Source organism: Thioalkalivibrio sp. ALE19, assembly GCF_000428605.1.
GTDB lineage: Bacteria > Pseudomonadota > Gammaproteobacteria > Ectothiorhodospirales > Ectothiorhodospiraceae > Thioalkalivibrio.
On sequence record NZ_KE386771.1, the window covers coordinates 62,620 to 88,847 of the forward strand.

Below are 26,228 nucleotides of genomic sequence, written 5' to 3' on the forward strand. Positions count from 1 at the left end.
CCATTTCGCGCCCGCGAAACGCGCCCCGATGGCCCCTGAATTCGACCCGTGGAGCGCCCATTTCGCGCCCGCGAAACGAGCCCCGAACCACCCTCGAATCGACCCGGCGAGGGTTCATTTCGCGCCCGCGAAACGAGCCCCGAACCACCCTTGAATCGACCCGGCGAGGGTCCATTTCGCGCCCGCGAAACAAGCCCCGAACGGCCTTGAATGGATCCGGCGAAGGTTCATTTCGCGCCCGCGAAACGCGGCGATACTATCGGTTTTGGCGCCCCCCGGGAGGCTTCTTGAGCGTGATGAGCGAGCATAAAAAAAGCGCCCAAAAGGGCGCCTTTGCGATGCAACGAATTGAGAGCGGTTAGCCGCCTTTGGGGATCTTCCGAACGATTTCCAACGGCGTCGCATCCTCGTTGCTGGCGATCCCTCGGACAAGCGCCAAGGAGAGAACGCCACCACCCCCGGCCATCTCATGGGTCCGCAACTTGTCGATAAGAAGCTGCTCGGGGTCTTCCGCCGCCTTTGCTTCGTTAAAGACGTGATCGAGCGTCTCTTGCAGAGCCTCCCGTTCGTCCAAGTCCATGCGGCTCAGTGCATCTTCCCCGCTCAGTTTCTTGTTCACTACGAGCTGGTGGAAGGTGTGGATCGGCTGGGTTTTGCGGGTGGGGTTTGGCATCCGCGCCGGCTTCGGCTTGAAGTTCTTTTTCTTCTTGGGCGCCTTCCCGGTGGTCTTCGGGACTTGCTTCTTCGTCTCGGCCACCAGCTTGCGCAGATTCGTCTCGCGATCCGCATTCTCGATCTGGTGAACAACCTCTTCGGCCATCGAGGGGGCTTTTTCCTCGATCCCTCGGACGCCGATGATGACCTCCAGGTCAGCCGTGATGTCCTCGTCCAGCAGGCGCTGGGCGTTCGGTCCGAGACTCAGTAGCTGAAGCCGCTTGGTGAGCCAGGAGCCATTCTTATTGTATTTCCGGAGGAGGGCGTCCCGGTCACCGCCCAGATCATCGAGATCCTTCTTCAGATGGCGAGCCTCTTCGATCTGGGTGAGGTTCTTCCGGTGGATGTTCTCGGACATCTGGATCTCGCGGGCTTCTTCGTCCCCGACATCCCGGATGATTACTGGTACCCGTTCACGCTCCGCCAGCCGGCTTGCCCGGAACCGGCGGCCGCCGGCAATGATCTCGTAGCCTTCACCGTCAGGGTGAGGCCGAACCGTAATGGGCTGGATGAGGCCACGCTGTGCGATATCGTCCGCCAGGCTGCGCAGATCGTTTTCGTCGTCCTCGAATTCCTTGCGCACCTGCGGGGATTCGCGAAGTTCCGACAGCGGGAGCGTCGTCATCTGACCCTCGCTCGAGTCTTCCTTGAGGTCGTGCAGTTCGTCCCTGTTCAGCATATCGATCAGGTCTCCATAGGTTGATGATGGGTTCATGGTGCCGCTCTCTTCGCATCCTCCAGAAGCAATCCGTTTCCGACCGTCTGTTCCAGAATGGCGTCCATCGCCTCCCGCCACTCCTGGGCGGCCTTGCGATGGCTGCTCCCATTCGGCTTCGTCCAGACCGACAGTCGCTTCATGATCGACTGTTTGACGGCCGCGCGTTCGGTCAGGGTATGACTGAAGATGATGTTGCCAAAAGCAAATCGAATCTGGGTGAGCGCCGCGGTTTCCTCGCGGCTGCGCATATTGATCTTGCTGGGCAACAGTCCCAACAGCTTCAGATTCGGATTGTACCCCTGACGACGGATGCGCCGGAGGTACGCCCATAGCTCCTGCAGGGCCTGAGCTTCGTAGTATCCCACGGAAAACGGACAGATCACCGAATCCGAAGCAATCAGGGATCCGATGGTCATGGGTGGATTGAAGCCGAGGGCGCCCGGGGTGTCCACGATGCAAAGGTTGTAATCGCCCTCAAACCGGGAAAGGTTATTCCGAGGCGCTTCCATCATGGAGCGGCTGGCTTCCGAAAGGTCGGCGATCGCGGGTGTGGCCCGGAAGATATCCACTCCGTCGCTTGCATTGATCGGCGCCGGCTGAATCCTTCCTTCCGGGGGGATTTCCCGAAAGAGCAGGGCGGACCGCCCAAGTCCGTCCGGATCTCGGGAAGACTGGTCGCCGTAAACGCCCCAGGACATGGAGAGGCTCGCCTGACGGTCCATGTCCACCAGAAGCACCCGAAACCCTCGCTCACGCGCCCGGTGAGCGAGGTTCGTGGCGATGGTCGTCTTCCCGACGCCGCCTTTCTGGTTGGCGATGCTCAGCGTGTGCATTACTTGTTCATGGCGCTGTAGGTCGTCCGCATCAGGGCCAGAATATCGTTGGCTCCGAGCCCGTCCGCCTGTGCCTTCTGCAGCTGCATCAGGAGCAGACGGCTTACGTAGAACACCTCGGCTGGCGGGATCGGCACCGCGACAACGCCACCTTTCGAGAAGACCTTGCCGAAAATCTTCCCGCCGTTCTGCCGCTCGAATTCGTATCCACGGTCGTTGTTGTCGCCGTGCGAATCGAATTTGCAGGAGGGGAGAATCCCGGCGAACACCGCCAGGACTTCGGGGAGCTCCTTCACGGTGATCTGAACCGACGTTTTGTTGCTCCAGTCGTATTTACGTTCGCCCAGGGCCTTCGCTCCATCGATCATCACGGTTGGGATGGACTTTCGGGTTTCGCTTTCTTCGAAGCAAAGGGCACCTTTCCCACCGTAGACGTGAATCGACAGTTGATCCTGCGGGCGCTTGCCTGAAGCACGATCCACTGTCTGCCGGTCGGACTTTGATCCTTCTGGCTCGGGGGTTGAGTCGTCTCCGTTCGCGTAGGGGCCTTCCTCTCCGGCCGCCAGTTTTTCCGCGAGGAATTTTCGCGCATCCGGCGCACGGTCAGGATTCGTATAAAGAATCTCGAGTGCCTGGAGGATGAGATCCCGTCCGTGCGTTTCAAACGCCTTCCGGATCACGTCATTGGTCGGCGCCGGAATGTCCTTCTTGCGAAGCTGATCCCGAATTTCACCGAAGGTGTTGGGGCGTGTGTACCCCGAGGCATTCGGATTCGATTGTGCGCCTTCCGCTCCCCGTGCTTTCTCTTGCTCTGCTACAGCCATTACTGGACTCCTTTCTGCCATTTGTTGCCATTCCATTGTGCAACACGGCGATGGCCTATGCGATTTTTTTCGCGCCTTCTACTCTGCCGTGTTTCGCGCCCAAAAAAAAGCCCCCCTTCGGTCATCCGAAGAGGGGCGTGGTTGGTGTGTTACCGGGGTTCCGGCACGAACTGCTGGTGCGCGTAGGCGATGGCCTGGGGGCCATAATCACGCAACACATCCAGCCAGTCGTAGCTTTTCTGGCCCGGTGGAGGCTGATCCCCCGGAATGATGACGTAGACCGGAAGACCGATTTCCGCCATGCGCCGCGCCAGCGTATCCGCTTCCCGTTCGCCGGTCTGGGATAGATCGAGATCCGCCCAGATGATAAGCCTCTTGACCCACGAAGGGGGCGTGAAGCTTGCCAGCGAGCCGGCGGTTCCGGCGGCCCAGGTGACCGCCAGTTCCTGAAGCGCCATACGCACGGCCAGCATCGTTTCGATGCCTTCGCCGACATGCAGGTCCCCATCGCCCGGACGGGGCCCGAACAGCGGGATAGCGCCACCCCGGATGTCTTTCCACGAGGGATAGGAGGCCAGCTTTTTGCTGGTCTGTTCCGGCGCCTTGTCGGAACCGTCCTGCTCGAGAAAGATCCGATGAAGCGTGGCCGGCTGACCGTCATGCTGACAGAAGAGAGAGACGATCGCGGGGTAGGTCCCCGTGAACTCTTCCCTCTCACCGCAGTAGTAGGTCAGGTCGTGGACGACCCGGCAGACATCCGGCCATTGCTGGAGATGGATGCCGCGGTTCTGGAAGTAGGCGATACCCACCGAACCGCCCGGATCCGTGAGGGCGATACTCTTCTGCCCCCACAGTTCGTTCAGGCGTTTCTGGGTGTATTCGTCCTGCTTACGCTTCTCCTCGGCTTTCTGGCGAGCGATTTCCTCGTTTCGCCTCTTTTGCGCTTCGGAGACCTCGACGGTTTCCTCTTCCGATCCGCCAAGCCATTTATTGACTTGTTGGAGAGCTTCGGGAAACGACCAATGGTTGACCCACATCAGCGTGTCCAATCCACCGGTCAGCACATACCCGTGGCTGCCCTGCTTGGCGAGCTTCGCGTCGTGCTGGTCCAGTGTCTGGTTGAGCACGGCCGCCCCGGTTTCCTGCCAGTCCTTGAGAAACCGGAAACCGTCCTTTCCCCCGGCATGGTCCGGTCGGGGAACATGCGGGGGGTTGCGTTTTTGTTGCGATTTTTCCACCGCCGTACGCAACTGCGGGGCAAGGTCCGCGAAAATCGCAGGCCAGTACCCAGCCGCCGCCTCTTTCAGCTTTTGGGCGTTAATCCTGTACGGACGTTCCATGGTTTCCTCCTTTCTGCTCAAAAGGAGCACCCGTGCCAGCGGGTGCTCTGTTGAATCACAAAGCACCCTGGCAGGTGCGACTATGCGGCTTGCGCCAACGACTTCCGGAGGATGCGGAACATCTCCGGCGCCAGGTCTCCCAGGTCATGGACCCGGGCGGCCCAGCGATCGCCGAACAATTCCTCAACGTTCACGTCATCTCCGATGCCGATCCCAAACACCTCGATACCTGCTTCACGAGCCATTTCGATGGCTTGCTCCGCAGACGGGGTGCAATTCGGTTCGCCATCGGTGAGCACCAGAAGGATCTTCCGGGGCTCCGAACGCTGAACGAGGTTCATGCCGCTTCGCAGCATGGCGCTACCCATCGGCGTGGATCCTCCACTATAGGGCCAGAACCGCGACACATTCGGGCGGGCCCGACTGCCGAACGGCACGATGACCCCGACACCGTCTCCCCACGGATAGGGGAACGTGGTGGTCTGCGCCGTCACACCCTTGGTTTCTTCCAGGGCGGACTGCAACGCATACGCCGATGTCATGGCCTTAACGATGGTTTCACCCATCATCGAACCTGACCGATCCACCAGCACTTCCACCGCGGTGTTCGGGGTGGAAGACGTGGTCCGCTTTTCGAAGATCCGGTCGTCATTCATGCCCGCGCGGGCCAGATGACGGGAACGGATCTTGCGGCCTTTCCGCCGTGTGCTGCGGCGATCGAAGTTCACGCTTTCCAGCAGCGTGCGCATCTTCATCCGCAGGGCGGTGGTGGCGGCTCGAGCGTTCTCAGCCAACGTCTCCGGATTGGACTTATCCGACGGTTGTACCGCCATCATCTCCGAGGGCACCTGATCCGGGTTGGCCCGGTGGCTTTTCTCTTCGATGCTTTTCCCCAGTGAATCGCCCAGATCGAAGGAGTCGAGGTCTTCGGCCTCTTCGTCCAGTTGATCCTGGATGTCTCCGGCGCCATCGCCGGATTCATCGCTACCGGATTGCGACTGGGTTTCGTTGCCGGATTCATCCCCGGAATCTTCCCCGGCGGAATCCTCACTGGATTCATCTTCCGACTCGCCGCTGGCGTTATCTCCACCGGCACTGTCTTCCGAATCTTCCTCGGCATCGTCGTCGGCGTCACCTTTTCCGCCATCGCCGGATTCATCTTCCGGATCCTCGTCGGACTCGTCGCTGGAGTTACCCCCACCGTCGTTCTCGTCCGATTCGTCCTCGGATTCATCCCCGGCGTCAGCGCCGTCGTTGGCCTCGTCTTCGGAGCCTTCATCCGAATCCTCGTCGGACTCGTCGCTGGCGTTACCCCCACCGTCGTCCTTGTCCGATTCATCCTCGGGGTCATCCCCGGAGTCGCCCCCGGTGGATTGATCCGTGGAGTCTTCTTCGGATTCGTCTTCCGACCCCTCCGAGTCGGAGGGCTTCAGATCGCCGTCATCATTCGATTTCGGCTGCGGATTCTCCTGCGCGACCAGGTCGAACAGGCGCTCCGTCAGATCCAAGGCCTCGTGGGTCGAATGGAGCGAATCCGCTTCCCCGAGCAGGTTCAGCCAAGCGGGCCCCTGTTCAGGGAACATCTGCAGAAGAACGGTCTCGCTGGCATTCGCCGCATCCTTCAGGAGATCACTGTTCCCGTCCTGATACAGACGGGCGTTCAGGATCGCCAGAGATGCATTCAGCAGAACACCGGCCATGCCGTGCTCCGGATGTGCCGCCCCGAGTTTCCCCTGATGATGCAGGATTTCCCGAGTGTCCAGCAGCACCCGAAACGCGCCGGGCCAGGTCCGGATGGCATATCCTTCGATGCGGTGATCCTCAAGGATGTTGAGGAGCCGCTTCTTGAACGGCCGGCGCTTCACCTTCCTGATGGCGTCGAAATCCGTCACGTTGACGTGACCGATTTCGTGGGACACATACCCAAGCCCCAGGGTGTGCGCCTCCGGCGACTCGATGGGCAGAGAGGGCAGATTGATCCGCCCGCCGGGTTTGGCATAGGCGGTTTTCCCGCCGTGCGTCACTCGGATGCCCGACCGGTTTGCGAGAGCTTCCGCCGTAATGTGGAAGCTGCGTTCGAGCCGGGAACGCCCGGCCTTTTGATTCATGCCCTTTTGCATGGGAACCTCCAAAAAAAGGGCACCCCCGCCAGGGTGCCCGTGTTCAGAAAGAAGACTCCCTTGGCGGAGGGAAGATGCCGATCAGAAGATCGGGACGGCCGGGCGCTCGGGCTCCGGCGGGTTGGGCGCGGCCGTGTCATCGGCTTCCTCCGTGATTTCCACGGAATCGGCTTCCTCCACGGGATCCGCGCTTTCACCCGAAATCACCGCCTCGTCGTCAGGGGAGGGGGCCTCGTCCGAGTCCTCCTCGTCCTCCACGGAGACAGTGCCGTTACGACGCGCCTCGAAGACACGTTCGATGTGGGTGGTCAGCGCGGGCTTGTCCGCGATGAGGTGCAGAGCCGAACGGATCCGGTCGGTCTGCTCCTCCGTCAGCCGCCCTTCGCTCGGGGGCGGGCAGGCATTCAGCACCCGGTCGATGGTGTCCCGGAGGATCATCGCCTTCGGAGAAATGAAGATCAGGCGGTTCACCTTCTCCCGCATCTCCTTGATCGGCCGAAGCGCCTTGCGGGTTACCCGCTCACGGCCGATGAACGAGTTCTCCATCAGCTCCGAAGCATCCTGATGGATCTCTTCGAGCAGCTGCCCGGAAAGGCCCGTGATGGTTTCCTCCGTATCGGCATCCCCCGTGCCCGCCGGCTGGATCTTCATCATCTGATACCTGAATCCGATCTTGTCACCGATCTCGGCAGGGGAGCCCATCTTCTTACGAAGGACGTCCTCCCACTCGGGGAACTGCTCGATCCATGCCTCTTGCTGATGGGCAAAATCGGCCATGATCTCCGCCTTCTTGGCGAAGAAACGATCGCGGATGTCGTTGAGCTCGGCTTCCACCGCTTCAATGTCGTCCGGCGCGATCACACGCCCCATCTTCCCGAAGCGAATGCCGACCTTGGCGATCGCCCGCTCGGCTTCCCTTTTCAGGTTGTAGAGCGGAGCGATGGCTTTCGGGTTGAAAATCCGGAAAGCACCCATGGTCGAAATTGCCTCGGGAGGCAAATCCGGTGCCGCCTTCTTGAAGTCGGCTTTGGAGGCCTTCCGGCCGGGGGTGGGGATGGAAACTTCCAACGCCACCAGGGCGCACTCACTCATTTGCTGCTGCATGACATTTCCTCCAGGGGAAAGAGGGTGCGCCCGTCGGCGCACCCGTTGGTTAAGAAAAAAACCGGCGGGTCGCCGACGTTCAGAAGATCGGGGCTGCGCTCTGCTGCATCGCTTCCGATGCGGCAGGCCATTTCCCGATGTCTTCCAGTTCCGGGTAGATCCGGAACCCGGGGGTATCCCGGGGCGGGAACGGGGATTGCCCCTCGATGCCACCCCGGAAATACAGCCAGGCCATGACCCCCATCCCGAATGTTCGGGCGGGGTCGACCGTGACACTGGTGGTATTGGCTTCCACGGAATGGATATGCCGTTTTAACCAGTGCTGGCCGATTTGATGCTGGATGTGGAAGATCAGGGTGTCGTTGTCACCGTAACCCCGGATGAACGCACCCAGGGTTTCCATCGGCTCCAACATGGACGGGGTGAGCTGGACATCGATCTGGGAAACCCGTTGATCGAAATCCGGCCAGGAACCGGCGGAGAGGATCTTGGGGATCATCCGCTCGGCCTGGTACGCACCATCGTCCTGAAACCCCCGACCTCTGGCTTCCTCCAGATCCCGGGCCACCCTGTCCGGAGACAGGGTGTTTTCAGGAAAGACCTGAACCCGCGGGCGGGTCATGGTGGCCTTCCCTTCCGCCCGGTAAAACGATCCGGATTCGCCGTGGTACATCCAGAGGATGCCCCGGCTCGGGTCGTCCCGGTGGATCAGGGCGCGGAGCCCGCATTCACCGAGCCTAGTCATCGCCCAACTCCATCTTGGCGATGTCCCGCAGGGCCTGCCGGGTTTCGGGCTGACACCCGTTCCCCAGGCAAATGTCCAGCGCATACAGCGCCGGGCTCTTGCCCTCGTTGACGACCCCGGCCAGAAGCTGCATCGCTTCCACCCACTTCTTCAGAACGCGGGTGGACATCGACGTCTCCAGAGGAGAGGCGCCGTCCGATGCCGCCTGTTCCCGGACGCGTTCTGCCACGTTGAGAACCTTGTCCAGGGTCTCGTCGGGCAGGTCGGGGAACCGCTTGCGAAGGATCTTCTCCTCCACATGCCGCGGCGCGTGATCCACCTGGACCATCCAGGGACGCTCACGAAACGCGGCGTTCTGGATCTTGGCCCCGGCATAGTTCCCGGACTCATCGCCACCGCCATTGGTGTTGGTGGTGAGAATGAACTTGAAATCCGGGTTAGGCTGGATCACCTCCCCATTCGGCAGCGTGATGGCCTGATGCTCCATCACGCCGTTCAGGCCGGTCAGGATGTCCGGCTCGATCAGGTCCGCTTCGTCGAGGATGAACCATCCACCGTACTTATAGGCCTCCGCGAGAGGCCCGTACGAAAAGAGGGTGTCCCCGTCGATGAGGTCCTTGGAGCCGAAGAGCTCGTCCAGCTCCATCCGTCCGTTGCCGGACATGGAGTAGACCGGGATGCCCAACCGGGCTGCGATCTGCCGGGGAAGGGAGGACTTCCCAACTCCTTTTTCTCCGACCAGCCACAGGGGCCACTCGGCGCTGGCGGCCATGATCCACGGCAGCAGCACCCGGAGAAGGGAAGTCGAGAACTCGTAGTCCTCGTCGACGGGCGGGACCATCGGCCCGGGGTTTTCATTCACCGGAACGGTGATCTGTTCCGGGATCTGATCGTTTTTGAAAAGCTCGCGGGCCGAAATGTTCTGCTTCGACATGGTGATGCCTCCTAAGATTATAAAAAAAGGGGCACCACTCCCCCGAACCGGGGAATCGTGGTGCCCCGGTCGGGGATGAAAGGGGATCAGGCGACGCTGGCCTGTTCCTCATTTTTGTCGCTTCCCGCTGCGGGGGCGGCGACTTCCAGGATGCCCTGCTGCATCGTTTCGGGGTCGAGCCCCAGGAACTCGCAACAGGACTGGAAGGAAAACGGCCAACGATTGCCTTCCGGCTCAATGGGTTTTTCGACCCACCGAAGAATCGTTTCCCGTTCCTTCCTGCTCCTTTCGGGGTTGGAGACCTTGTAGGTCTCCTCCAGCAAGCCCTGCATGACGAGCCGGATGTCGTCATCCGTCCAGACTTCGTCATTGTGATTGGGCTCGGCCGACGCCCCCTTGGGTCGACCCTTTTTTTTCAGGAACTCGAGCGTTAGCTCGAGTTGCTCGAAGTTCTCACACTTCATGTGGACCTCCTTTCAAAAGGGCCCACCACACCCCGACGGGTGTGGTGAACCCGTCGGGGTGAATGAAGGCAAGAGGCGATCAGGCCGCTTTCTGCGCCGCGAACGATTTCCGGACCAGGCCGGTGTCATCGTCGTGGTGGCACAGACGGCGGTAGTCGCACATCTTGCACGGGGAGTTGAAGGCGGAACCGGGCCGGGCGGGGAAACGCTCGGCCGCGATGTCCTCCGCGATCCAGTGGATCTTCTCCACATACTCGCGGACCTTCCGGCGATCCCGCCGGGGGGCCTTCTTCGGGGCGAGAACCTGCGGTCCCTTTCCCGGGCCTTCGGTCTTCGGAATGGCCTTCTTGATCAACTCCCCGAATGCCACCTCATCGACCAACCCGGTGCCGAGTTCTTCGGCATGGGCGTCCAGGACGATCTGCTGGGCCGTGAGCTGATCGCTCACATCGGGGAACCACTCCTCACACGGAGAAGCGGCGGTCTTGAAGTCCAGGGGGAAGACCTGGCGCTGCCGGCTCATGACCAACGTATCCGGCTGCGAACTCAGAATGAGCCCGCCTCCGATGTCGGCCTTCAGCCGGCGTTCGACCATGGGTTCGCCCTGATGGTCCAGGATGATGCCCAGCCCCCAGTGCGGCCATTGCTCCGCAAACTGCTTGACCAGCCGCTCACCCACCTTCGGGACCATATCCGGCCCCATGGTGCTGGAGTATTCCAGCGCCTGGTTCCGGGTGATGTGCGACCAGTCCTTGCGGAACCGGTGGACGAGGGTATCCCCGTCCGCCGGATCGAACACGCCCCGGCGTGCGCTTTCCGTCAGCCAGTCGGTCACCGTCTTATGGACGGAGCCTCCGAACTTCAGGTTGACGCTCGCCGTCTCGGCCTGCAGTTGAGCCACCTCCCGGTAGTAGTACATCCGGGGGCAGGTCTCGAACGTGAGCGCGCTGGTCGGCCGGATCACCATCTCACCGCTCCTTGTGAAGCTGGCGGATGGCGTCCCGTGCCTCCTGGATCGTGCTCACCTCGGGCGGCTCCTTGCCGGCCTGTCGGGCGACCTGGTGAAGCTGTGCCACCAGCCGCTCGAGCTTCCGGGCCTCCTTCTCGTCCATCTCGGACGAGGGAAGGGGTTCGGAATCCGCAGTGGGCTCAACCGTCTCCGGTTCCCCATCCGTTTCCGCCACGGGGGCGGACTCGGCGGCGGCTTCTCCGGCGTCTTCACCCGAATCGGATTCGGGCTGCGACGTGACGGGGTACACTTCCACCGATTCGTTCTCCGCAAAGGCCGATTCCTCGGCCTCTTCGGTTTCCTCAACGGTATCCGTTTCCCCATCGTCTTCCGGGAAGACCGCCATGGGTTCCTTCGGTGGCTTGCCGGCTTGCGGGGCCGACTGAACCGGGGCAGGTTCTGCCTCCTTCGGGGTAGAGTTGCCGCCAGCATCCGGCGCCACACCCCCCGTTGCCTGCGACAGCCCCTGTTTGGACTGATCGCGGGCTTCGTCGTCGTCCAGGACCTCGCCCCCGAAGCCCAGCCGGGCCAGCACACGCTGAACCGCGGAGGTCTCGAGAGCTTCCAGATCCTTATGGATCGACAGCGGCGAACGGGCATAGCCGTTCGCAATCACCCGCCCGTCGACGGACACAAGCCGAGCTTCGACCATTGCGAAGCCCGGCTCACCCACCGGGTCTTGTTTGACCTCGGTGGTCAGGCTGTACGCCTGGGGCGGGTATTTCTCCCAGAACTCCGGGAGACGCGCCGAGACCTTCTTGTAAAAGAAGTCCCGGTCGTTGTGGTCATCCCGCAGCGGGATGACATCACTGGACGCGTGCTTCATAGCGACTCTCCTTCAAGAATCGGAGATCCACGCGCCCCCTCGGGGAAACGTGAATCCCCGAGTGGGTGAAATGTGCCGAAAGGGCACGCCGGACTATTTATAGAGGGCCCGTACCTCTTTTTTGCCCGGTGCATTCTTCCGCCGCCAGCCGTGGTGGTGGCGATGGAAGAATGCACCCGGTGGGGGGTGCATTCCGGGGGAGGCTAATCCTCCCCTTTTTTCTCCAAACGACGCGCCTCGCCGTTCACGAGGCGCGGCTTTTTGTGCTCCAGCTCGCGAACGCCGGAACCGACGAAGACATACTTCGTCGGTTCCGGCTTGCTGGCGCCGGCCTTTTTCTTTTTTCGCCCCAGCCATTCCAGAGCCCGGAACGGCATCAGAAGGGCTGCAAAGGTCAGGCTCACTAGAGCCATGGCCACAGTAAAAATGGCCATGATTATGGCCAAGAAAGACTTACCCATCTCAATGGGTTGGGAGAGAATCCCCAACACCAACGCCATAATGATGAAAAAGCTTAGGGTGTACCAGAAATTATAGGCTTCCATCGTTTCGTGCATTTTGCACCTCCAGAAAAATTGAACGAGGAGGCCAGCACGAAACTCCCCCACACGGGGAAGATGCTGACCCCGTGTGGAACCTCGACGCAGGGGATGCGTCGAGACCGAACTTCGGAACGCAGGTGCGTTCCCTGGCGGACGATGTCCACCGGTTCGATCGCGAATCCGTCGCGCAGGAGCGGATTGGCGATCGAAAGGTTTTTGCAGAACCCCGAACTGCCTCCTTCAACCAGGAGGAACGGTGTTACCCCTGATGGGACCACAAGCGGGAATCCATGTCAAAGCGGTCCGTTTCGCGGGCGCGAAACGAAACCCTTCCCCCTGTCTTTTTTTCGCGCGCGCGGTGGCCTACCATGGGAGCACGACCCATGGGTGGGACCCCATCGCGCGCAAAAGGAACGGGCAGCAGGGTTGAATGAGGATGTTCAACGGTCCCACCACGATCCGGCCCCGGCCGGATGCGTGCCCGGTGATCGACTATGACGGAAGAAACGAATTCGAATCCGCAGGAAGCGACCGAAACGCCGGCTCCGGAACCCACGAACGAGAGCCAGCCCAAGGAAACGAAAAGCGAAGCCAAGGGCAAGGGCAACAACGGAGCCGCCAAATCGGGACCGCCCCCGAAAAAAGGCGCCCCGAACTCCCGGCGTCGCAACCGGCCGCAACCCGCCGTGTTCCCCGACCGCGGCGTGACCACCATGCGCACGCCCATTCAGGCGCCGATGGCGTCGAACATGGGGATGGATGCGGCCACCAACATCCTCGACCCTTTTGAAACCAAGGTGGGGTATCTCTATCACTTCACCGCCAAGCGGCTGAAGTATTCGACTCCGGAGGAACGCATCGAAAGCCTCCAGGAACTGATCGACACCCACATGAAAAAGACCCTGAACCCGGAACTGCTGGCGGAGCGCATCGCCAAGGTGGAACAACAGCTGGAGTCGGTCGGTTTCGATTTCGACTCCCTGTACGCCGATGCGCAGAACTTCCACGGGTCCATCCAGTCGCCCCGGGGCAAGCAGCTTCTGGAAATCATCGTGGACATCGATCGGTACGAGGCCATGCGCGCGGCGGCGTGGCTGCACGGCCTGATCTCCGACAAGCACCATGCTTCCGAGTATTACCGTTACAAGCGGGCGCTCGAGAAGTTCTACCGGGCCATCGAACGGATGTCGGATCGGGCCCGCGAACGCAACATCAACCCGCTGGTGGATTCCGGCAGCATCTGGGGGTGGACCCGCGCCCAGCTGCAGGAACGCAGCCAAAAAGGGCAAAAGGGGCAGGGCAAAGGCAACGGACAAGCGAAGAACGCGTCCGATTCCGATTCGGCTTCCCGGGGGAACGCGGAAGCGGCGCCGGAAGAACCGGCCTCGGAGGAAAAACCGGCGAAGGGCAACGGGAAAGGTAACGGTCAGGCCTCGACGGCCCCGCCAGCCGACGGCGAATCGTCCGAGGAAGAAGCATCGGCCGAAACCGCTCCCGCACCTTCGTCGGACGCCCCGGCGGACACCGCCAGCTCAACCACCTCGACCTGACGCCGACGCAATCGCAGCAACCCCGACCGGGCCGGCTTCCACGCTGGCCCTTTTCTTTTTCGGGGTGGATGTTACTGAGCGACCAGGCCGGATTCGGCGATGAACGGGCTGAAGGGTTTTTCCGGATCCGCGCTGACCACCAGGTGTTCCCGGGCCCGGGTCATGGCGACATACATGAGCCGCCGTTCTTCCTCGATCGGGGAATCCTTGTTCGGGAACGCCTCGTTGGTCGCTCCGCCGATCAGTACCCGATCAAACTCCCGGCCCTTGCTGGCGTGCGCGGTCAGCAGCGTCACCCGCGGCGGGTTGTCCTTGTTCGGCGGGCTGTCGTCCTTGTTGCGCAGCTGCATCTCCAGGCGGTTCAGCCGTGTAATCAATCGACTCCGGGTTTCGGTCTTCTCCAGGATCCGAGCCAGTGACTCGATCCTTTTGCCGCCCTGCTTCTTGTCGTGTGCGTGAGGTTGCGCGATCGAGGCGGCCAGATGGATCGCCAGTGAGTTCCGGTTCTTGCTCAGTTGCGCCGGGGCTTGCTGGAACAGCTTCTGCAGCTTTTCCAGCAGCGACCAGGGCATGTGCATCCCCGGCGGCATGTCCTGTTGCAGCAGTATGTCCACCAGTTCCGATGGCCGCGTCGCGCTGGCGATGTGTTCCTGAACCAGCCGGTGGGGCAGGCCGCCCCAGGTCAGCACCTGACGCATGTGCTTGAGGGCTTCCGCCGGCTTGGTCTGATCGAGTGCCAGCGCCTGCAGCAGCCGGTGAACCGAGGCCACGTCCACGTCATCCAGGAACGAGCCGCCCCCGACGCGGATATACGGATGCCCCGTCTCCTGAAGCAGTCGTTGCATGTCGTTCAGGCGCTGGTTCGTGCGGGTGATGAAGGCGATCGAGGTTTCCTTGTCCGAGTTGAACAGCCACTGATCGATCAGTTCGTACTCGCCCATCTTGGGCAGTTCCATCATTTCGATCGTCCCGCCCGGGGGCAGGGCGGCCCGGATTGATTTCTCGACCCGCTCGGGGTTTTTGTGGATGAGCATCCGGCAGTGCTCGAGGATTTCCGGGGCGCAGCGGTAGTTGACCGGCAGGGTGACGTGCTGGGCTTCGGCCACGTTCTCGAACCGTTTCATGCCGCCGTAGCCCTGCGCGTGGCGCCAGCCATAGATGGACTGGTCGTCGTCCCCGACCAGCGTAATCCAGGCGCCTTGCGGGTTTTTCGATGTTCGCATCATGGCCCGCAGCCATGCGTGCTGCAGCCAGTCCATGTCCTGCGCCTCGTCCGCCAGCAGATGCGTGCAGGGGAGGGGCGCGATGCTCCCGTCCTTCATGCCGTTGAGGGCCATGCGGATCAGGTCGGCGAAGTCGATCTTCCCGCTTTGCTTTTTCTGCTGGGAGAACAGCTGATACAGGTAGGGAATCGGATCGTCCGGCCCGGTCTGCGCGGGCTCGGTTTCCTCGACCTGGAGCCCCTGGATCTTCAGGCTGAGATCGTCGTAGCTGTAGTCCGCCAGGTCCGCGCCGTCGTTCAAGGCCCGTTCGAGGGCGCTTTTCAGGATCGCGATCCATTCGCCGGCGTTGAGCAGGCTGTTCTTGCGGACGAGGCCGGCTTCCTTCAGCTGGCGCAGGGCGAGGGCATGGAAGGTGCCGGCATCGAATCGTCGGCGCTGTTCCTGCGGCAGCCCGAGCGCATTCATCCGCTGGAGCATTTCCGTGGCCGCTTCCGAGTTGAACGTCACCGCGATCACCCGGTTCTGCGGATCCTGACGGATCAGGTACTCCGCCCGGGTGATGAGGACGCGGGTCTTGCCGGACCCCGGGCAGGCGGAGACCAGGGTATGTCCCTCGGACTCGACCGCTTGGCGCTGTTCTTCGTTGAGATCAGCGAGGTCCATGGTTCTGCGGATGGCCGTCCGTCCGAATTTCCTCGTCCAGCGATTCGACGTAGCGGGCGATCGTGTACATCGTGCGGGCGCGTTCGACCTGCAGCTCCAGGCCCACCGCGATCAGCAGGCTCAGGCCGGTGACGGCCACGCCGAAAAGGATGGCGGAACCGCCGCCCATGGAGAATCCGGCCGCCGTCAGGGCGACCCCCAGGATCAGCACGATCCGGTTGGCGAGCCGCAGGCGGGTCGGGGCGTCCCGTCCCAGCGCTGGATCAGTCCAGGTCTCGGAAAAAGGCGTTTTCTTCGGTGACATTCCGTGTCCTTGAAGTCGGGTTGTGGTCGTATTCGTTGATGCGGGGTTTTCGGGGTTCGATGGCCGGGTGGCCGAGCAGGAATCCCTGGGCGTGGTTGATGCCGAGGTCTTCGGCCAGGCTCAGGACCGCGGGATCTTCCACGCCCTCGATGACCAGCGAGAACCGATCCTGCTGGTGGAGTTTTTCCGCGGACTGGATCACGGAATCCACCAGCACGCGGCCGCGATCGTTGCCGATGTGGATCTGCGGCGAGAACTTCACGTAGTCGAAGGGGAGGCGGGAGAAGATCGCCAGGCCGGCGCCGCCGGTGCCGAAGTCGTCCAGCGCGATATGCACGCCGAACAGGTGCAGGCGTTCCAGTTCGTGGATGATGGCGCCGATGTGATCGGGCTCCGGGGGGAAGTCCTCGGTGATCTCCACCACCAGGCGTTCGGGTCGGGGCAGATAGCGGACGAGGTCGTTGATGTAGGCCCGGGCTTCCGGGTTCAGCAGGGTGGAGGCTCCGATGTTGACGCCGTACCGCTGGTCGCTGTCGTCCTGCATGATCTGTCGGATGGCGATGCGCAGGGTTTCGCAATCGACCTGAAGGATACGCTGGGGCGTTCCCAGCAGGTCCGCCATCTCCACCATCCCCCCGGTCGGGGTCGTGGCCCGGGAGAGGATTTCCCAGTATTCGACCCGTTCTTCTTTCGCCGGCAGTCCCACCACCGGCTGAAACATCACGAAGTGTTTTCCGAGACCGTCAATCACCGCCATCGCGCGAATTCCTTTTCGGCTTTCCAGGGCCTGCGGCTTGTCCGCGCACCCGATTGGAGCAGAAGAAACCTTACCACCCCTGATCGGCCGCGCGCCATACCACCCCGAATTCAACACTCAAATTATACCATAGTTCGTTGTGGCCCCATCCTCCCTTGCCGAACCGCTTTTGCTTCGCCCGAACGCCCCTCCTTTCCCTCCCTTTTTCTCCCTTTCTTGAGGGGATGACCCGCACCGCCCCGTCACAGGAAGTGATAGGAAAGGTGAGAAAAGAAAAGGAAAGAAAGGCGCGCCCGGAAGGGGCCACCCGGGGTGGGGTTCTGGCGTCCCGGGGGAACTGTGAACTATGGTATAATTATCGGGTCCGATCAGGGACATGGCGATGGAGGTGCGGGATGACGGAAACCGCCCGAATTGAAGAAAAACTGGCGACGGACTTTGCGGGTCTTTTGCGTCTGCGGGCCCGGCTGCGCGTGGCGATCCAGCGGGATGCCAAAGAGCGTTTTTACTGGTCCGCGGATGACATGAACCTGGAGGCGCTGGCCTCGATGACGACCTCGGTGACGTTCGGGGAAGACAGCCTGACCCAGACGCTGACCGGACTGATCGGGGTAAGCGAATCCGCCGTGGAACTGGGCCGGGAGATCAACGCGCTCAAGGACCGGCTGGAACAGCACGTCCTCGACCTGCGCCCGCATTACGGCAACCACGGGGCGCGCAGCCGGGCTATGGACATCCTGCGCGAAGCGGGGGAGGTGCGGGTCAGCCTGCGCCAGACCTACCGCCATGTGCTGGTGCTCGATGAAAAACCGCGACGGGTCGGTTTTACCTGGGCACGATCCCATCGCTCCATCCGCAAACTGTCCATGGACCAGGCCCGCGAAATCATCGAGGCCACCTTCCAGGACGAGCAGGATCGGGAATTCGCACTGGAACAGCTGGCGGCGCTGAAACCCTACGCGCTGTATCAGGCCTACCCGCCGGAACGTCACCTGCGGGCGAACCTGGTGTGGCCGGACGGGACCCGGCGCGCGAAACCCGCGCATTCCCCGTTCCTGTTTCCGATGGAACCGGGCGAGGCGCCACCGGAATACCGGGGCCCGAAAGAACGTCAGGACCGTCCGCACGCTCCACGCAGCGATCGGTCCATCGCCCCGGAACCGGCCATCCCGCATACGCCCATTCATATCGGCCGGCCGCAGGCGTGAATCGGTGAAGATCATCCGGTTTTTTGCGCCTGTGGGTGCCCGGATGATTGCGGGGGGTTCGGACGTAACCGTAAAATGAACAGTGAACACCAGCGGACCGCGCGGGCGCGTCCTTACGATGACACCTGGAGGTCATGTTTTGTCTTATCCCAACGATTCCAAGCCGAGCGGCCTGGTGCTGGGCCGTCGCGAAGGCGAAGGCGTCCAGCTCTGGGTTGGTGATACCCTCATTCACGTTACACTGGTGTCCACCAACGGCCGCCAGGCGCGTCTGCGGTTCGAAGCCGGCGACGAAGTGGAGATCCCGCGCGACGAAATCGCCGAACAGCGCCGGACCGAAGTGAGCAAAAATTAACCAGTGACCTAAGTGACTGGCTCAACTGGAAAACCCGGGGTTTGACCCCCGGTTTTCCACAGAAAATGTGGATAACTCGACCCGCCGGATCGGGGCGAGGCAAGCAAAGGACTGAACGCCATGGAGCACAACCCGCATCCCCAACGCATGAACCTGCGCGAGATGGCCGGCACCCTGCCGTTCCAGCTCACCACCATTTCCCTGAGCATCATGTTCGCGTTCTCCGCCGGCTACGCCGTCGGCCACGACGAACGCCAGCAAAGCCTGCTCGAGCAAAGCGAACGCCATGTAGTGATGGACGCGACAATGGCGGTCGAGGATCTATCCCCCGGCGAACGCGCGCGCATCCGCGACACCCTGGGCTACGACCCGATCCCGGAAGGCGAAAAGGATCACGTCCCGCTGGGCGAGCTGGCGGACGAACACGATCTGGATCTCGATGCCGAACAGGATGACGCCGGGGAAACCGTGGCGACGCCGGCCCCGCTGCCCGTGGACCCTGACGGTCAGGACCGCCACCCGCCGAAGGGGTCCGCGGGCGAGGCCCCGGACATGACGGCCTCGGCACCGGAACCGGTCATTCCGCCGCATCAGCGCGGCCGGCCGGAGAGCGCCCAGCCGCGTCCCGATGCCCCGGACCCGCGCACCGCGCCACGCCGGGACGGCCCCGGGCACACCCTGCCCCAGCCGCATCCGCATGGTCCCGGTGAACCGAAGCCGCCGCACGCGCCGACGCCCCAGCAGGAGCCCACCGACACGCCGCCCGTGCCTTACGGCCCCGAAAGGGTCCAGTTCGAGCCCGTGGCCCCCGATGCCGGTGAACGACTGACGCACGCCGCACCGTCCGGGGAAATGTACATGGAGTGCGAGCGGGTGGATGGCAACATGACCTGTCAGCCCATCGAGGTCCGCAAGCTGGCGGAGGCGGCCGTGCAGCAGGCCGACCCCATCGAGCCGATCCCGGAGCCGGTCCCCACCGGCCGGGTGGACCGCAATGTTGCCACGCCCGAATCTGCGATCCATGACCCGAACCGTGAATCGCCGGACCCGGATGGCCTGTTGACCTACGGACCCATCGACCGCGGTGACACCGTGCTGGACATCGCCCAGGAACACTACGACCCGGAGACGGCCAATCTCTACGACATCGCGGCGGCCATCGTGCGGCACAACCCGCATGCTTTCCGTGACGGCAACCCCGACGATCTGATGCTGGGAACGATGATCGAGCTTCCCGGGATTGAAGAGGTGCGCGCCGGCAGCTGGGCCTCGCTGACGAAACAGGCCCCGCCCGAGACCGTGGCCGAGGGCCAGAGTCGACCGATCGACGGGGTCGATGCCCATGACCCGATCATCAACGTCCAGCCGGTACCTTCTCAGGATCCGGAAGAACTGGCGATGGAAATCGGCGAGACCGGAACGCTGCGTCCGTCCGAGGATCGCGCGGACTTCATGGCGGCCCGGGGCGGCGAACGGGCGGCGCACCCCCGCCAGATGTCCGAATCCGAACGCCAGGAAGAGAAAGAGCGCATTCGGGCTGAACTCCGGGCCATCGACGCCCGGCTCGGCCGGTAAAGGCCGCGGACATGATCTGCCTGGTCATCTTCGTCACGACCTACATCGCCGGCCACATCTTCGGCCGCCGCGCGGGGCTCTGGGTGCAGGATCGCCTGCAGCGCCTGTTCGCCGTGCGCGCGTGCCGAACGCAGCCAATGGACGATACCTCCAGCCACTGACCCCGACACACCAACGGGCGAACAAGGGAACTGTTCATGCTCTCGAATCCGCAGGATGCCTCCAGCGACACCATACACACCGAAAGCGCACCGACACCCGGCGATCTCCAGAAGCCGGGTGTCGAATTCGTGCCCTCATGGGTCGAGGATGTGCTGCTGACGGAGCTGCCGGAAATGCCACGGGCTTTCGGCACACACCCCATCTCGGCGCAAGGGCGCGGCCGCAAGCTGGCACAGATGCTGGGGAAGGATGCCGACCGATTGATTCGCCGCCTGCGCGAAAGTGTGGGGAACAATGAACTCCGGCGCATCCTCAACCGGGTCAGCGGCAGCCCGTTCCCCCGATCCTTCAATCCCACCAAACATACCGATGCCACCCTGTCATCGGTCTATGGGGTCAAAGTCGGCCGGGATGAACTCCGGCGCCTTTATGCCGAAACCCCGGAAGGGGGAACACCGCCCCCGATCCTTGAATACCGCTGGATCCGAAAATGGGTTCAGGCCCGCCCCTCGGATCGCGTATCCGGCGCGGCGCCGGAACCGCGCGAATTCGATCACCGCCTGCGGATTCCATCGTTCGATCACCTGCTACCGATCTACAGTACGGCGTTGTTCGCCCGGCATCTGTCCGCTCGTCTTGAAGAATCGCAACCCGCGCTGGTCACTTCGACGCCCGATCTACGCACGCTTCACCAGGCCCAGACCATCCCCTCGGATCTCACGCACTGGGACAGCCTGACCGAAGCCGAACGTGAACAGCTGGCGCTGGCGGTGTACGCCGTGGGAAGCATCCTCCATTCCGGCACCTTCCTGATGACCGCCATCCGGGCCGTGCCGGAACTGCTGGAACACTGGTACGGCGAGGAGCAAGGCGCCTCCCTGCGCGACCGAATGCTGCCCATGGCGAAGGCCATGGATGTGCCCGTCCCGGTCCCGATGTTTCATCTGCAGATCCAGCGTCTGGTGGCCGAGCCCATGGCCGATGCCGATACGCTGCGCACCTACCTCCACGATGCGCTGTTGAACGTGGAGAGGATTGCCATCCACCAGCAGGAGGAAGCCATCGAGTGGATGGAATACATCACGCAGGAACCGCCAGCGCCCGGCTGGGAAACACTCCACCAGCAACTCTCGGAAATCACGGACCGCGTTTCGATCCAGTCCGTGCAGGGCTTGCATGAATCCTGGCGCATGCGGGTCAGCCGCCTCGATGCCAACCGGCATGACCGGGAAACGATCGAATCGCACCGAAGCGCACTGATGGAGTTCCATGGTCAGGTCTCACAGTTCCTCAGCGAACTCGATTCGATGCACGAGGAAATCGCGGAAGCCGAAGCGTTCGACGGCCCCTGGAAACAGCGCATGCAGCGGATGGAAGAGGTGGACGCCTCCATCAATGCCTTCGTCGAACGCTGGAGCGATTTCCTGGCCGACCCCGGGGTGCTGCCCCCCAATCCACTCCACGACGGGCGCGTGGATGCGGCAACCGCCTCGGAAGGGAAGGCTCTCCCGGGAGGCGAGGCGGCGAACGGAGCCGACGCCGCCAGCGGGTCCCAATCGAACGGGCAGGGCGGGGCAAACGAACAGGACCTGACCCTCGTGATGCAGGAACTCGAAGAAGCCCGCCAAAGGGTCGCCCGTCTGGAGTCCGAAAACCTGTCCCTTCGGAGTCGGCTGGACAACCAGGGGCAGGAGACGACCGACCCCGGCACCCTCCAGTCCGCGTTCGAGCACTGGGTCGAGCATGGCCGCGCCATCCAGGCGCTCGAATTCCTGCAGGCCCTGTACCCGGATCGTCTTCGGGTCCTCGATGGCGGACTGGAAAGCGCCCGGGAACGCGCGGAGGGACTTGAGGGAAGAACCCTGATCAACAAGCTGCACCCATTGATCACCCGAGGTCTGGACCTGATGCGAACGCCGGGCGTCCGGCATCACGATGTCATCCAGTCTCTCCCCGGGGATCTCGCCTTCAACGAATCCGAGACGGTGCGCAACCACGAGAAATATCGCAAACACCGACGCTTCAGCGACGGTGAGCAGGTTCGGGAAATGTTCGCGCACCTCAGCGTGGATTACAGCCACCGTCTCTACTTCGAATACGACACCGACGAAGACCGGATCCTGGTCGGCTACGTCGGCACGCATCTCCCCGGAGCCAAAGCCCCCAAGGTTTAACCGAAATACCAAAGCGAAAAGGAGTTCACATGAACCTAAACCCGAACCAATGGAAACGCACTCCGCTGGCTGTTGTACTCGGCCTGTCCCTTGGGCTTTCGCCGGCCGTTGCCGACGAGATCAGCTGGTCGGTGGATTACCCGGATCACATGGAACTGGGCGACTACCCACGATCCATCGATGAAGCCGATCCGAGAGAAGAACTCACCCGCATTCTGGAGCAGCTCCAGGAAGAGGGTTACCCCCATCTCTACGCGGATGCGGACGCCGACGCGCGGCAGATCCACATCCTCGAGGCCGATCATGTCGCGGAAGGTCCGCTCAAGGCCTATCTCGGTGAGGACCTTTCCCGAACGGAGGGGAATCTGCCCCTGATGGATGAAGCGGCCCGAGCCCGCGGAGGCGAACCGTCCATCGATTATGGCGCGGTTGAAGACGGCGAGATCCCGGTTCGAGCCGAGGTGGAGGAGACCGACCGTGACTTCATCGGCGCGATGGTTTCCAGCTACGGCGGGCGCCATACGGGCGAAAACGTCGCCACCGTACTGTTCCAGCAGTCCGCACTGAACACCAACTGGAGCGGATCCTATTCGCGAGGGCTGGAATTCCTGACGCCCAGCGACGCGGAGGACGGTCGTTACGACGCGATCTCCCTGAAGGGCGAGCATCCCACCCCCGTTGGCGTTTTCTGGGCGGAACTCGGTTACTCGGAATCGAAGCAGGGCGGGGACCTCACGCTGTTCGACCTGAACTCCGAGGTGTATCGGGGCTCGCTGGGCTACCGTCTGCCGAAGGGCAACTGGGAGCCCTATGCCCAGATCAACACGTTCCGTCAGGTTTCCAATATCGGTCTGGTGGAACTCGATGGCGAACAGAGGACCACTTCGCTCGAAGCCGGTATGGAAATGCGGCATTCCATCGATACCCCAGCGGATGCTCCGTTGTCCCTGGTCTGGAATGCCAGTCTCGAACAGGGCCTCGACACCCGAACCAGCGGTTTCGGCCTCGGACGCGATCCCGACAACAGCTGGACCCGATTGACCGGTGACGTCGAACTCGCCCAGCGGCTCAACGAATGGCTGTTCTCCCTGCGTGCCGGATTTCAGGAAAACAACGGCACCCTCCCCAACATTCGGGACTTCACCATCGGCGGTCAGCATCGCGGCAACGGCTACCGCCAGGGCGTCGCCTCGGTAACCGACGGGCAATACGCCGGTTTCCGCATGGCGTCTCCCCGTCTGGGTGGCGATACGTTCCAGGCCCGGCCGTTCGTGGGCTACAACGCATCGACCGGACGCCCCGAAGTCGGCGATCGCAAGTCGATCCAGAGCGTCGAGGCCGGCCTGAACATTCGCCTGACCGATCACGTCTCCGGCGAACTCGGCTACGCGTGGGTCACCAACGACCGCAACATCGAAACCGACGAGGGCACAGGCCGCGCGAACTTTCATCTGATCGCGCGCTGGTAACCAACCGCTCAGGGAGCAAGGAGTATCCCCATGAACCGCATTTTCAAGACGATCTTCAACGAACACACCGGGACCTGGATGGCGGTGTCGGAACTGGCCCGGCGGACGAAGTCCGGCGGGCGAGTAAACGGTTCCTCCGTTGGTACCCAGGGGGATCGTCCGACGCTCCGGTGGAGCCCTCTCGCGGTGGGTGTGCTTCTCGCCCTCAGCGGGACCGCCCAGGCGGATCTCCCCGCGGACGGCGTGTTCATCAACGGGTCGGACGGCACCATCGAAGTCGATAGCTCCGTGCTTGATGTCTTCGCCGATGAACTCGGCGGCGAGGCGCTGGGTCAGGATGGCGCCGTGACCATCGACTGGGAAGGCGGCTTCAACATCGGCGAAGACAACACCGTTCGCTTCAACGCCGATGGCGTCGGCGCCGATGCCGGCGTCTGGGTCAACATCGACGAGGCCGGGGCGCTCTCCCAGATCGACGGAGCCATCGAAAACCTGACCGCTGCCCCGGTGGCCCTGATCAACCCCAACGGGATCAACATCGGCGGCTCCGCCGTGCTGCCCAGCAACTTCGTCGGGCTGGCCGCGGACCACGAGATCGAGGACGGGACGCTCGATGCGACCCTGAATGACGCACCCATCACCGTAGACTCGGATGTGACCATCGAAGGCCTCGATGAACTGGATGAAACCCCGGAACTGGAGGTGGCTGCGGAGTTCAACGAAACGCTCCCCGATCTCACGGAGAACCGCGATATCGCAACAACCCTTCCGTTTATGACGGGCCATACCGGACAACTGGACTCGGACGACAATGCGCCCGACGTCCACGTTGGCATCTCCGGCGATGAATACGACGACCAGGGCGTTCACTTCGTCGCACCCGAAATCGATGACGTGGATATGGCGGAGGGCACGGATCAGACCCTGACGATCGAAGCCAAGGGAGAGCGTGATATTTCTGTCGAAACTCTCGCTGATTCTGGGCCGGGCGATAACAGTGGTCCACCCATGATGGTCCATGTCTGGAATAACGAGTCCGTAAACATGGACGTGGTCTACCGGACCGATCACGATGATGGTTTCGTGATGATTGGCGATATCGATCAAGGTAGCGAGTTTATCGGCCGCGCGAAGCACGACTCGTCCGAATCGGAAGGTGATTCTTTCACCAGTGCGTCACTGTGGTTTGGAGGTTTTACATCCATTCAGGATACCAACCTCATTACAGAGGACGCTGACGTCAGCGTTTACCTGAACATACCCGATTCGGATTGGGAGGACAACGTCGGGGACTGGGTTGTCAACTGGCCCGGTGCCGACCTCGAAATCGAGGGCACCGAGATCCTCGCTCAAGGCGAAGGCTCGCGAGTCGAGATTCGGTTGAACGATGTTGGCGACTCCACTTTTCTGCATGAATTGAATATTCGCGACACGGACATCGAGTCGACCGGTGAATCTACGGCGGTCAATGAACAAGGATCGGTTTCCTTCGACAACGTCGAATGGGAAGTCGTGCAAGAAGGTGATGCCTTCCCCAGTCTCATGATCTCAAGCAATGACTTCGACGACGTGATCTTCGGTCGCGAGGTCAATATTGAAGACTCCGACCTTCGGGCGTCCGGCAATATCACCGTCACGGATAACGAGACCGTCTTCCCGAATGAGCCTCTTGAAACCGAGGTTTCTATCCATGGTAGCTCCATTCAAGAGGCCGACTCTGTCGAGATATTCGGTGGGGGCGTCGACATCTCCAACTCCGATATTACCGCCAGCAACTCTGTAGAGGTTGTCGGATGGACGGATTCCCCCCAAACGTGGAGTGACCTCGGCGAGGTTTCGATCGAAGGAAGCTCCATCGAATCTAAAGGAATGACATCACTGGCTGCATACGGGAAAGACCTCTATCTGCGCGAATCCGAAGTCGAGGCCGCTTTCTCTATTTTCATGGAGACACGCGGACGTGAAGGTGGCCCGGTGATGGAATCGGCAATGATGGGGTCGAATCCCTTACCGGCTTCGGCGGGGGATATTTCCCGGGACATCATCATCGAGGATTCGAGCCTTACTCTGGATGAGTCCAATGGGAACGGAAACAACGCATCGGCACTCGGCGAACCTGCGGGCGGAGACATCACTATCGAGGCTGATATCGAAGAGGACGGCCGCCTCGTTCTTCGCGATGCTTCAACCGTCGATACGGGAGACGACGGGGTACTGACACTCCACGCTGGCAAGCGGACTTACCTTGGAACTCAACCGGACGAGTTCAATGAAGGGGACCCCTGGATCATCGACGAAAATCACGAAGAGACGATGATCAATGGCGCCCCCGTGCATGAAATAGGAGACGATGAACTGGTTCGGTACGATGATGACTACAACGCTCAGGATGTTGATGGTCGGCTGTTTGAGCCCGAAGAAGGCGGCACCGTGAGGATCCCCGCGGGGCCAAATGACCCGCCCGAAGAGGACAATCGGACGATCCGTACTGTCTGGCCCAACTCGCCGGAGCCCGAACCAGAGCCGGAGCCCGAGCCGGAGCCCGAGCCGGAGCCCGAGCCGGAGCCCGAGCCGGAGCCCGAGCCGGAGCCCGAGCCGGAGCCCGAGCCGGAGCC

General features: G+C 62.1%; 23 protein-coding genes. 8 read left to right on the top strand and 15 right to left on the bottom strand.

Annotation, left to right across the window (positions count from 1 at the left end; all coding sequences use genetic code 11):
- Positions 1-358 precede the first annotated feature (358 nt).
- The 12 genes from F787_RS0115245 to F787_RS0115300 all read right to left on the bottom strand — a co-directional run bounded on the left by F787_RS0115245 (position 359) and on the right by F787_RS0115300 (position 12,188).
- Complete coding sequence (locus F787_RS0115245; RefSeq protein WP_028492755.1) at positions 359-1,429, bottom strand: ParB/RepB/Spo0J family partition protein; 1,071 nt, start codon at positions 1,427-1,429, stop codon at positions 359-361.
- Entirely contained in the window at positions 1,426-2,265 is an 840-nt protein-coding gene (locus tag F787_RS16055) for a ParA family protein (RefSeq protein WP_051246253.1), read from the bottom strand. Before F787_RS16055 ends, F787_RS0115245 begins: the two co-directional genes overlap by 4 nt.
- Positions 2,265-3,089, bottom strand: a complete 825-nt coding sequence (locus F787_RS16980) for a hypothetical protein (protein WP_196801949.1) — start codon at positions 3,087-3,089, stop codon at positions 2,265-2,267. Before F787_RS16980 ends, F787_RS16055 begins: the two co-directional genes overlap by 1 nt.
- A gap of 149 nt (positions 3,090-3,238) precedes the next feature.
- Entirely contained in the window at positions 3,239-4,429 is a 1,191-nt protein-coding gene (locus tag F787_RS0115260; RefSeq protein WP_019023064.1) for a toprim domain-containing protein, read from the bottom strand.
- An 80-nt stretch (positions 4,430-4,509) separates the two neighbouring features.
- Positions 4,510-6,537 carry a VWA domain-containing protein gene (locus F787_RS0115265; RefSeq protein ID WP_196801950.1) on the bottom strand — a complete coding sequence of 676 codons (2,028 nt, stop codon included), beginning with the start codon at positions 6,535-6,537 and terminating at the stop codon, positions 4,510-4,512.
- Positions 6,538-6,630: 93 nt separating this feature from the next.
- Positions 6,631-7,653, bottom strand: a complete 1,023-nt coding sequence (locus tag F787_RS16060) for a DUF3150 domain-containing protein (RefSeq protein WP_051246259.1) — start codon at positions 7,651-7,653, stop codon at positions 6,631-6,633.
- Between the two features lie 79 nt (positions 7,654-7,732).
- Positions 7,733-8,398: a hypothetical protein gene (locus F787_RS0115275; RefSeq protein ID WP_028492758.1), complete on the bottom strand. Its 666-nt coding sequence runs from the start codon at positions 8,396-8,398 to the stop codon at positions 7,733-7,735.
- Positions 8,391-9,332 carry an AAA family ATPase gene (locus F787_RS0115280; protein ID WP_019023054.1) on the bottom strand — a complete coding sequence of 314 codons (942 nt, stop codon included), beginning with the start codon at positions 9,330-9,332 and terminating at the stop codon, positions 8,391-8,393. The genes F787_RS0115275 and F787_RS0115280 overlap by 8 nt, the downstream gene beginning before the upstream one ends.
- Before the next feature lie 86 nt (positions 9,333-9,418).
- The gene (locus F787_RS16065) at positions 9,419-9,796 is read right to left on the bottom strand and encodes a hypothetical protein (RefSeq protein ID WP_019023053.1); all 378 of its coding nucleotides are present in this window, start codon (positions 9,794-9,796) and stop codon (positions 9,419-9,421) included.
- A gap of 79 nt (positions 9,797-9,875) precedes the next feature.
- Complete coding sequence (locus F787_RS0115290; protein ID WP_028492759.1) at positions 9,876-10,763, bottom strand: PD-(D/E)XK nuclease family protein; 888 nt, start codon at positions 10,761-10,763, stop codon at positions 9,876-9,878.
- A gap of 1 nt (position 10,764) precedes the next feature.
- Positions 10,765-11,631, bottom strand: a complete 867-nt coding sequence (locus F787_RS0115295; protein WP_028492760.1) for a hypothetical protein — start codon at positions 11,629-11,631, stop codon at positions 10,765-10,767.
- 203 nt (positions 11,632-11,834) lie between these two features.
- The gene (locus tag F787_RS0115300; RefSeq protein ID WP_028492761.1) at positions 11,835-12,188 is read right to left on the bottom strand and encodes a hypothetical protein; all 354 of its coding nucleotides are present in this window, start codon (positions 12,186-12,188) and stop codon (positions 11,835-11,837) included.
- A 479-nt stretch (positions 12,189-12,667) separates the two neighbouring features.
- On the opposite strand from F787_RS0115300, the gene F787_RS16070 reads away from it, so the two are divergent.
- Positions 12,668-13,723: a hypothetical protein gene (locus F787_RS16070; RefSeq protein WP_051246262.1), complete on the top strand. Its 1,056-nt coding sequence runs from the start codon at positions 12,668-12,670 to the stop codon at positions 13,721-13,723.
- 71 nt (positions 13,724-13,794) lie between these two features.
- Here F787_RS16070 and F787_RS0115310 read toward each other — a convergent pair whose 3' ends face one another.
- The 3 genes from F787_RS0115310 to F787_RS0115320 are packed head-to-tail and all read right to left on the bottom strand — an operon-like array spanning position 13,795 to position 16,670.
- Positions 13,795-15,609 (bottom strand): ATP-dependent helicase, encoded by a 1,815-nt coding sequence (locus tag F787_RS0115310; RefSeq protein WP_042806115.1) that lies wholly within the window; start codon positions 15,607-15,609, stop codon positions 13,795-13,797.
- Positions 15,596-15,913 carry a hypothetical protein gene (locus tag F787_RS0115315; RefSeq protein ID WP_155989671.1) on the bottom strand — a complete coding sequence of 106 codons (318 nt, stop codon included), beginning with the start codon at positions 15,911-15,913 and terminating at the stop codon, positions 15,596-15,598. Before F787_RS0115315 ends, F787_RS0115310 begins: the two co-directional genes overlap by 14 nt.
- Positions 15,873-16,670, bottom strand: coding sequence for an EAL domain-containing protein (locus F787_RS0115320; RefSeq protein ID WP_028492764.1), 798 nt, complete (start codon positions 16,668-16,670; stop codon positions 15,873-15,875). The genes F787_RS0115315 and F787_RS0115320 overlap by 41 nt, the downstream gene beginning before the upstream one ends.
- A 395-nt stretch (positions 16,671-17,065) precedes the next feature.
- Here F787_RS0115320 and F787_RS0115325 point away from each other — a divergent pair, with 395 nt between their 5' ends.
- The 7 genes from F787_RS0115325 to F787_RS0115355 form a co-directional block, all read left to right on the top strand.
- Positions 17,066-17,878 carry a hypothetical protein gene (locus F787_RS0115325; RefSeq protein ID WP_028492765.1) on the top strand — a complete coding sequence of 271 codons (813 nt, stop codon included), beginning with the start codon at positions 17,066-17,068 and terminating at the stop codon, positions 17,876-17,878.
- 139 nt (positions 17,879-18,017) lie between these two features.
- Positions 18,018-18,233, top strand: coding sequence for a carbon storage regulator (locus tag F787_RS0115330; RefSeq protein ID WP_028492766.1), 216 nt, complete (start codon positions 18,018-18,020; stop codon positions 18,231-18,233).
- Between the two features lie 120 nt (positions 18,234-18,353).
- A complete protein-coding gene (locus F787_RS16260; RefSeq protein WP_051246264.1) occupies positions 18,354-19,808 on the top strand; it encodes a hypothetical protein in 1,455 nt (484 codons plus the stop codon).
- A gap of 11 nt (positions 19,809-19,819) precedes the next feature.
- Positions 19,820-19,969 (top strand): hypothetical protein, encoded by a 150-nt coding sequence (locus F787_RS16985; RefSeq protein WP_019023011.1) that lies wholly within the window; start codon positions 19,820-19,822, stop codon positions 19,967-19,969.
- Positions 19,970-20,005: 36 nt separating this feature from the next.
- Positions 20,006-22,144 carry a hypothetical protein gene (locus F787_RS0115345; RefSeq protein ID WP_028492767.1) on the top strand — a complete coding sequence of 713 codons (2,139 nt, stop codon included), beginning with the start codon at positions 20,006-20,008 and terminating at the stop codon, positions 22,142-22,144.
- A gap of 29 nt (positions 22,145-22,173) precedes the next feature.
- Positions 22,174-23,613, top strand: coding sequence for a hypothetical protein (locus tag F787_RS0115350; RefSeq protein WP_028492768.1), 1,440 nt, complete (start codon positions 22,174-22,176; stop codon positions 23,611-23,613).
- Between the two features lie 30 nt (positions 23,614-23,643).
- A partial coding sequence (locus F787_RS0115355; RefSeq protein ID WP_028492769.1) for an ESPR-type extended signal peptide-containing protein occupies positions 23,644-26,228 on the top strand: 2,585 nt, incomplete at its 3' end.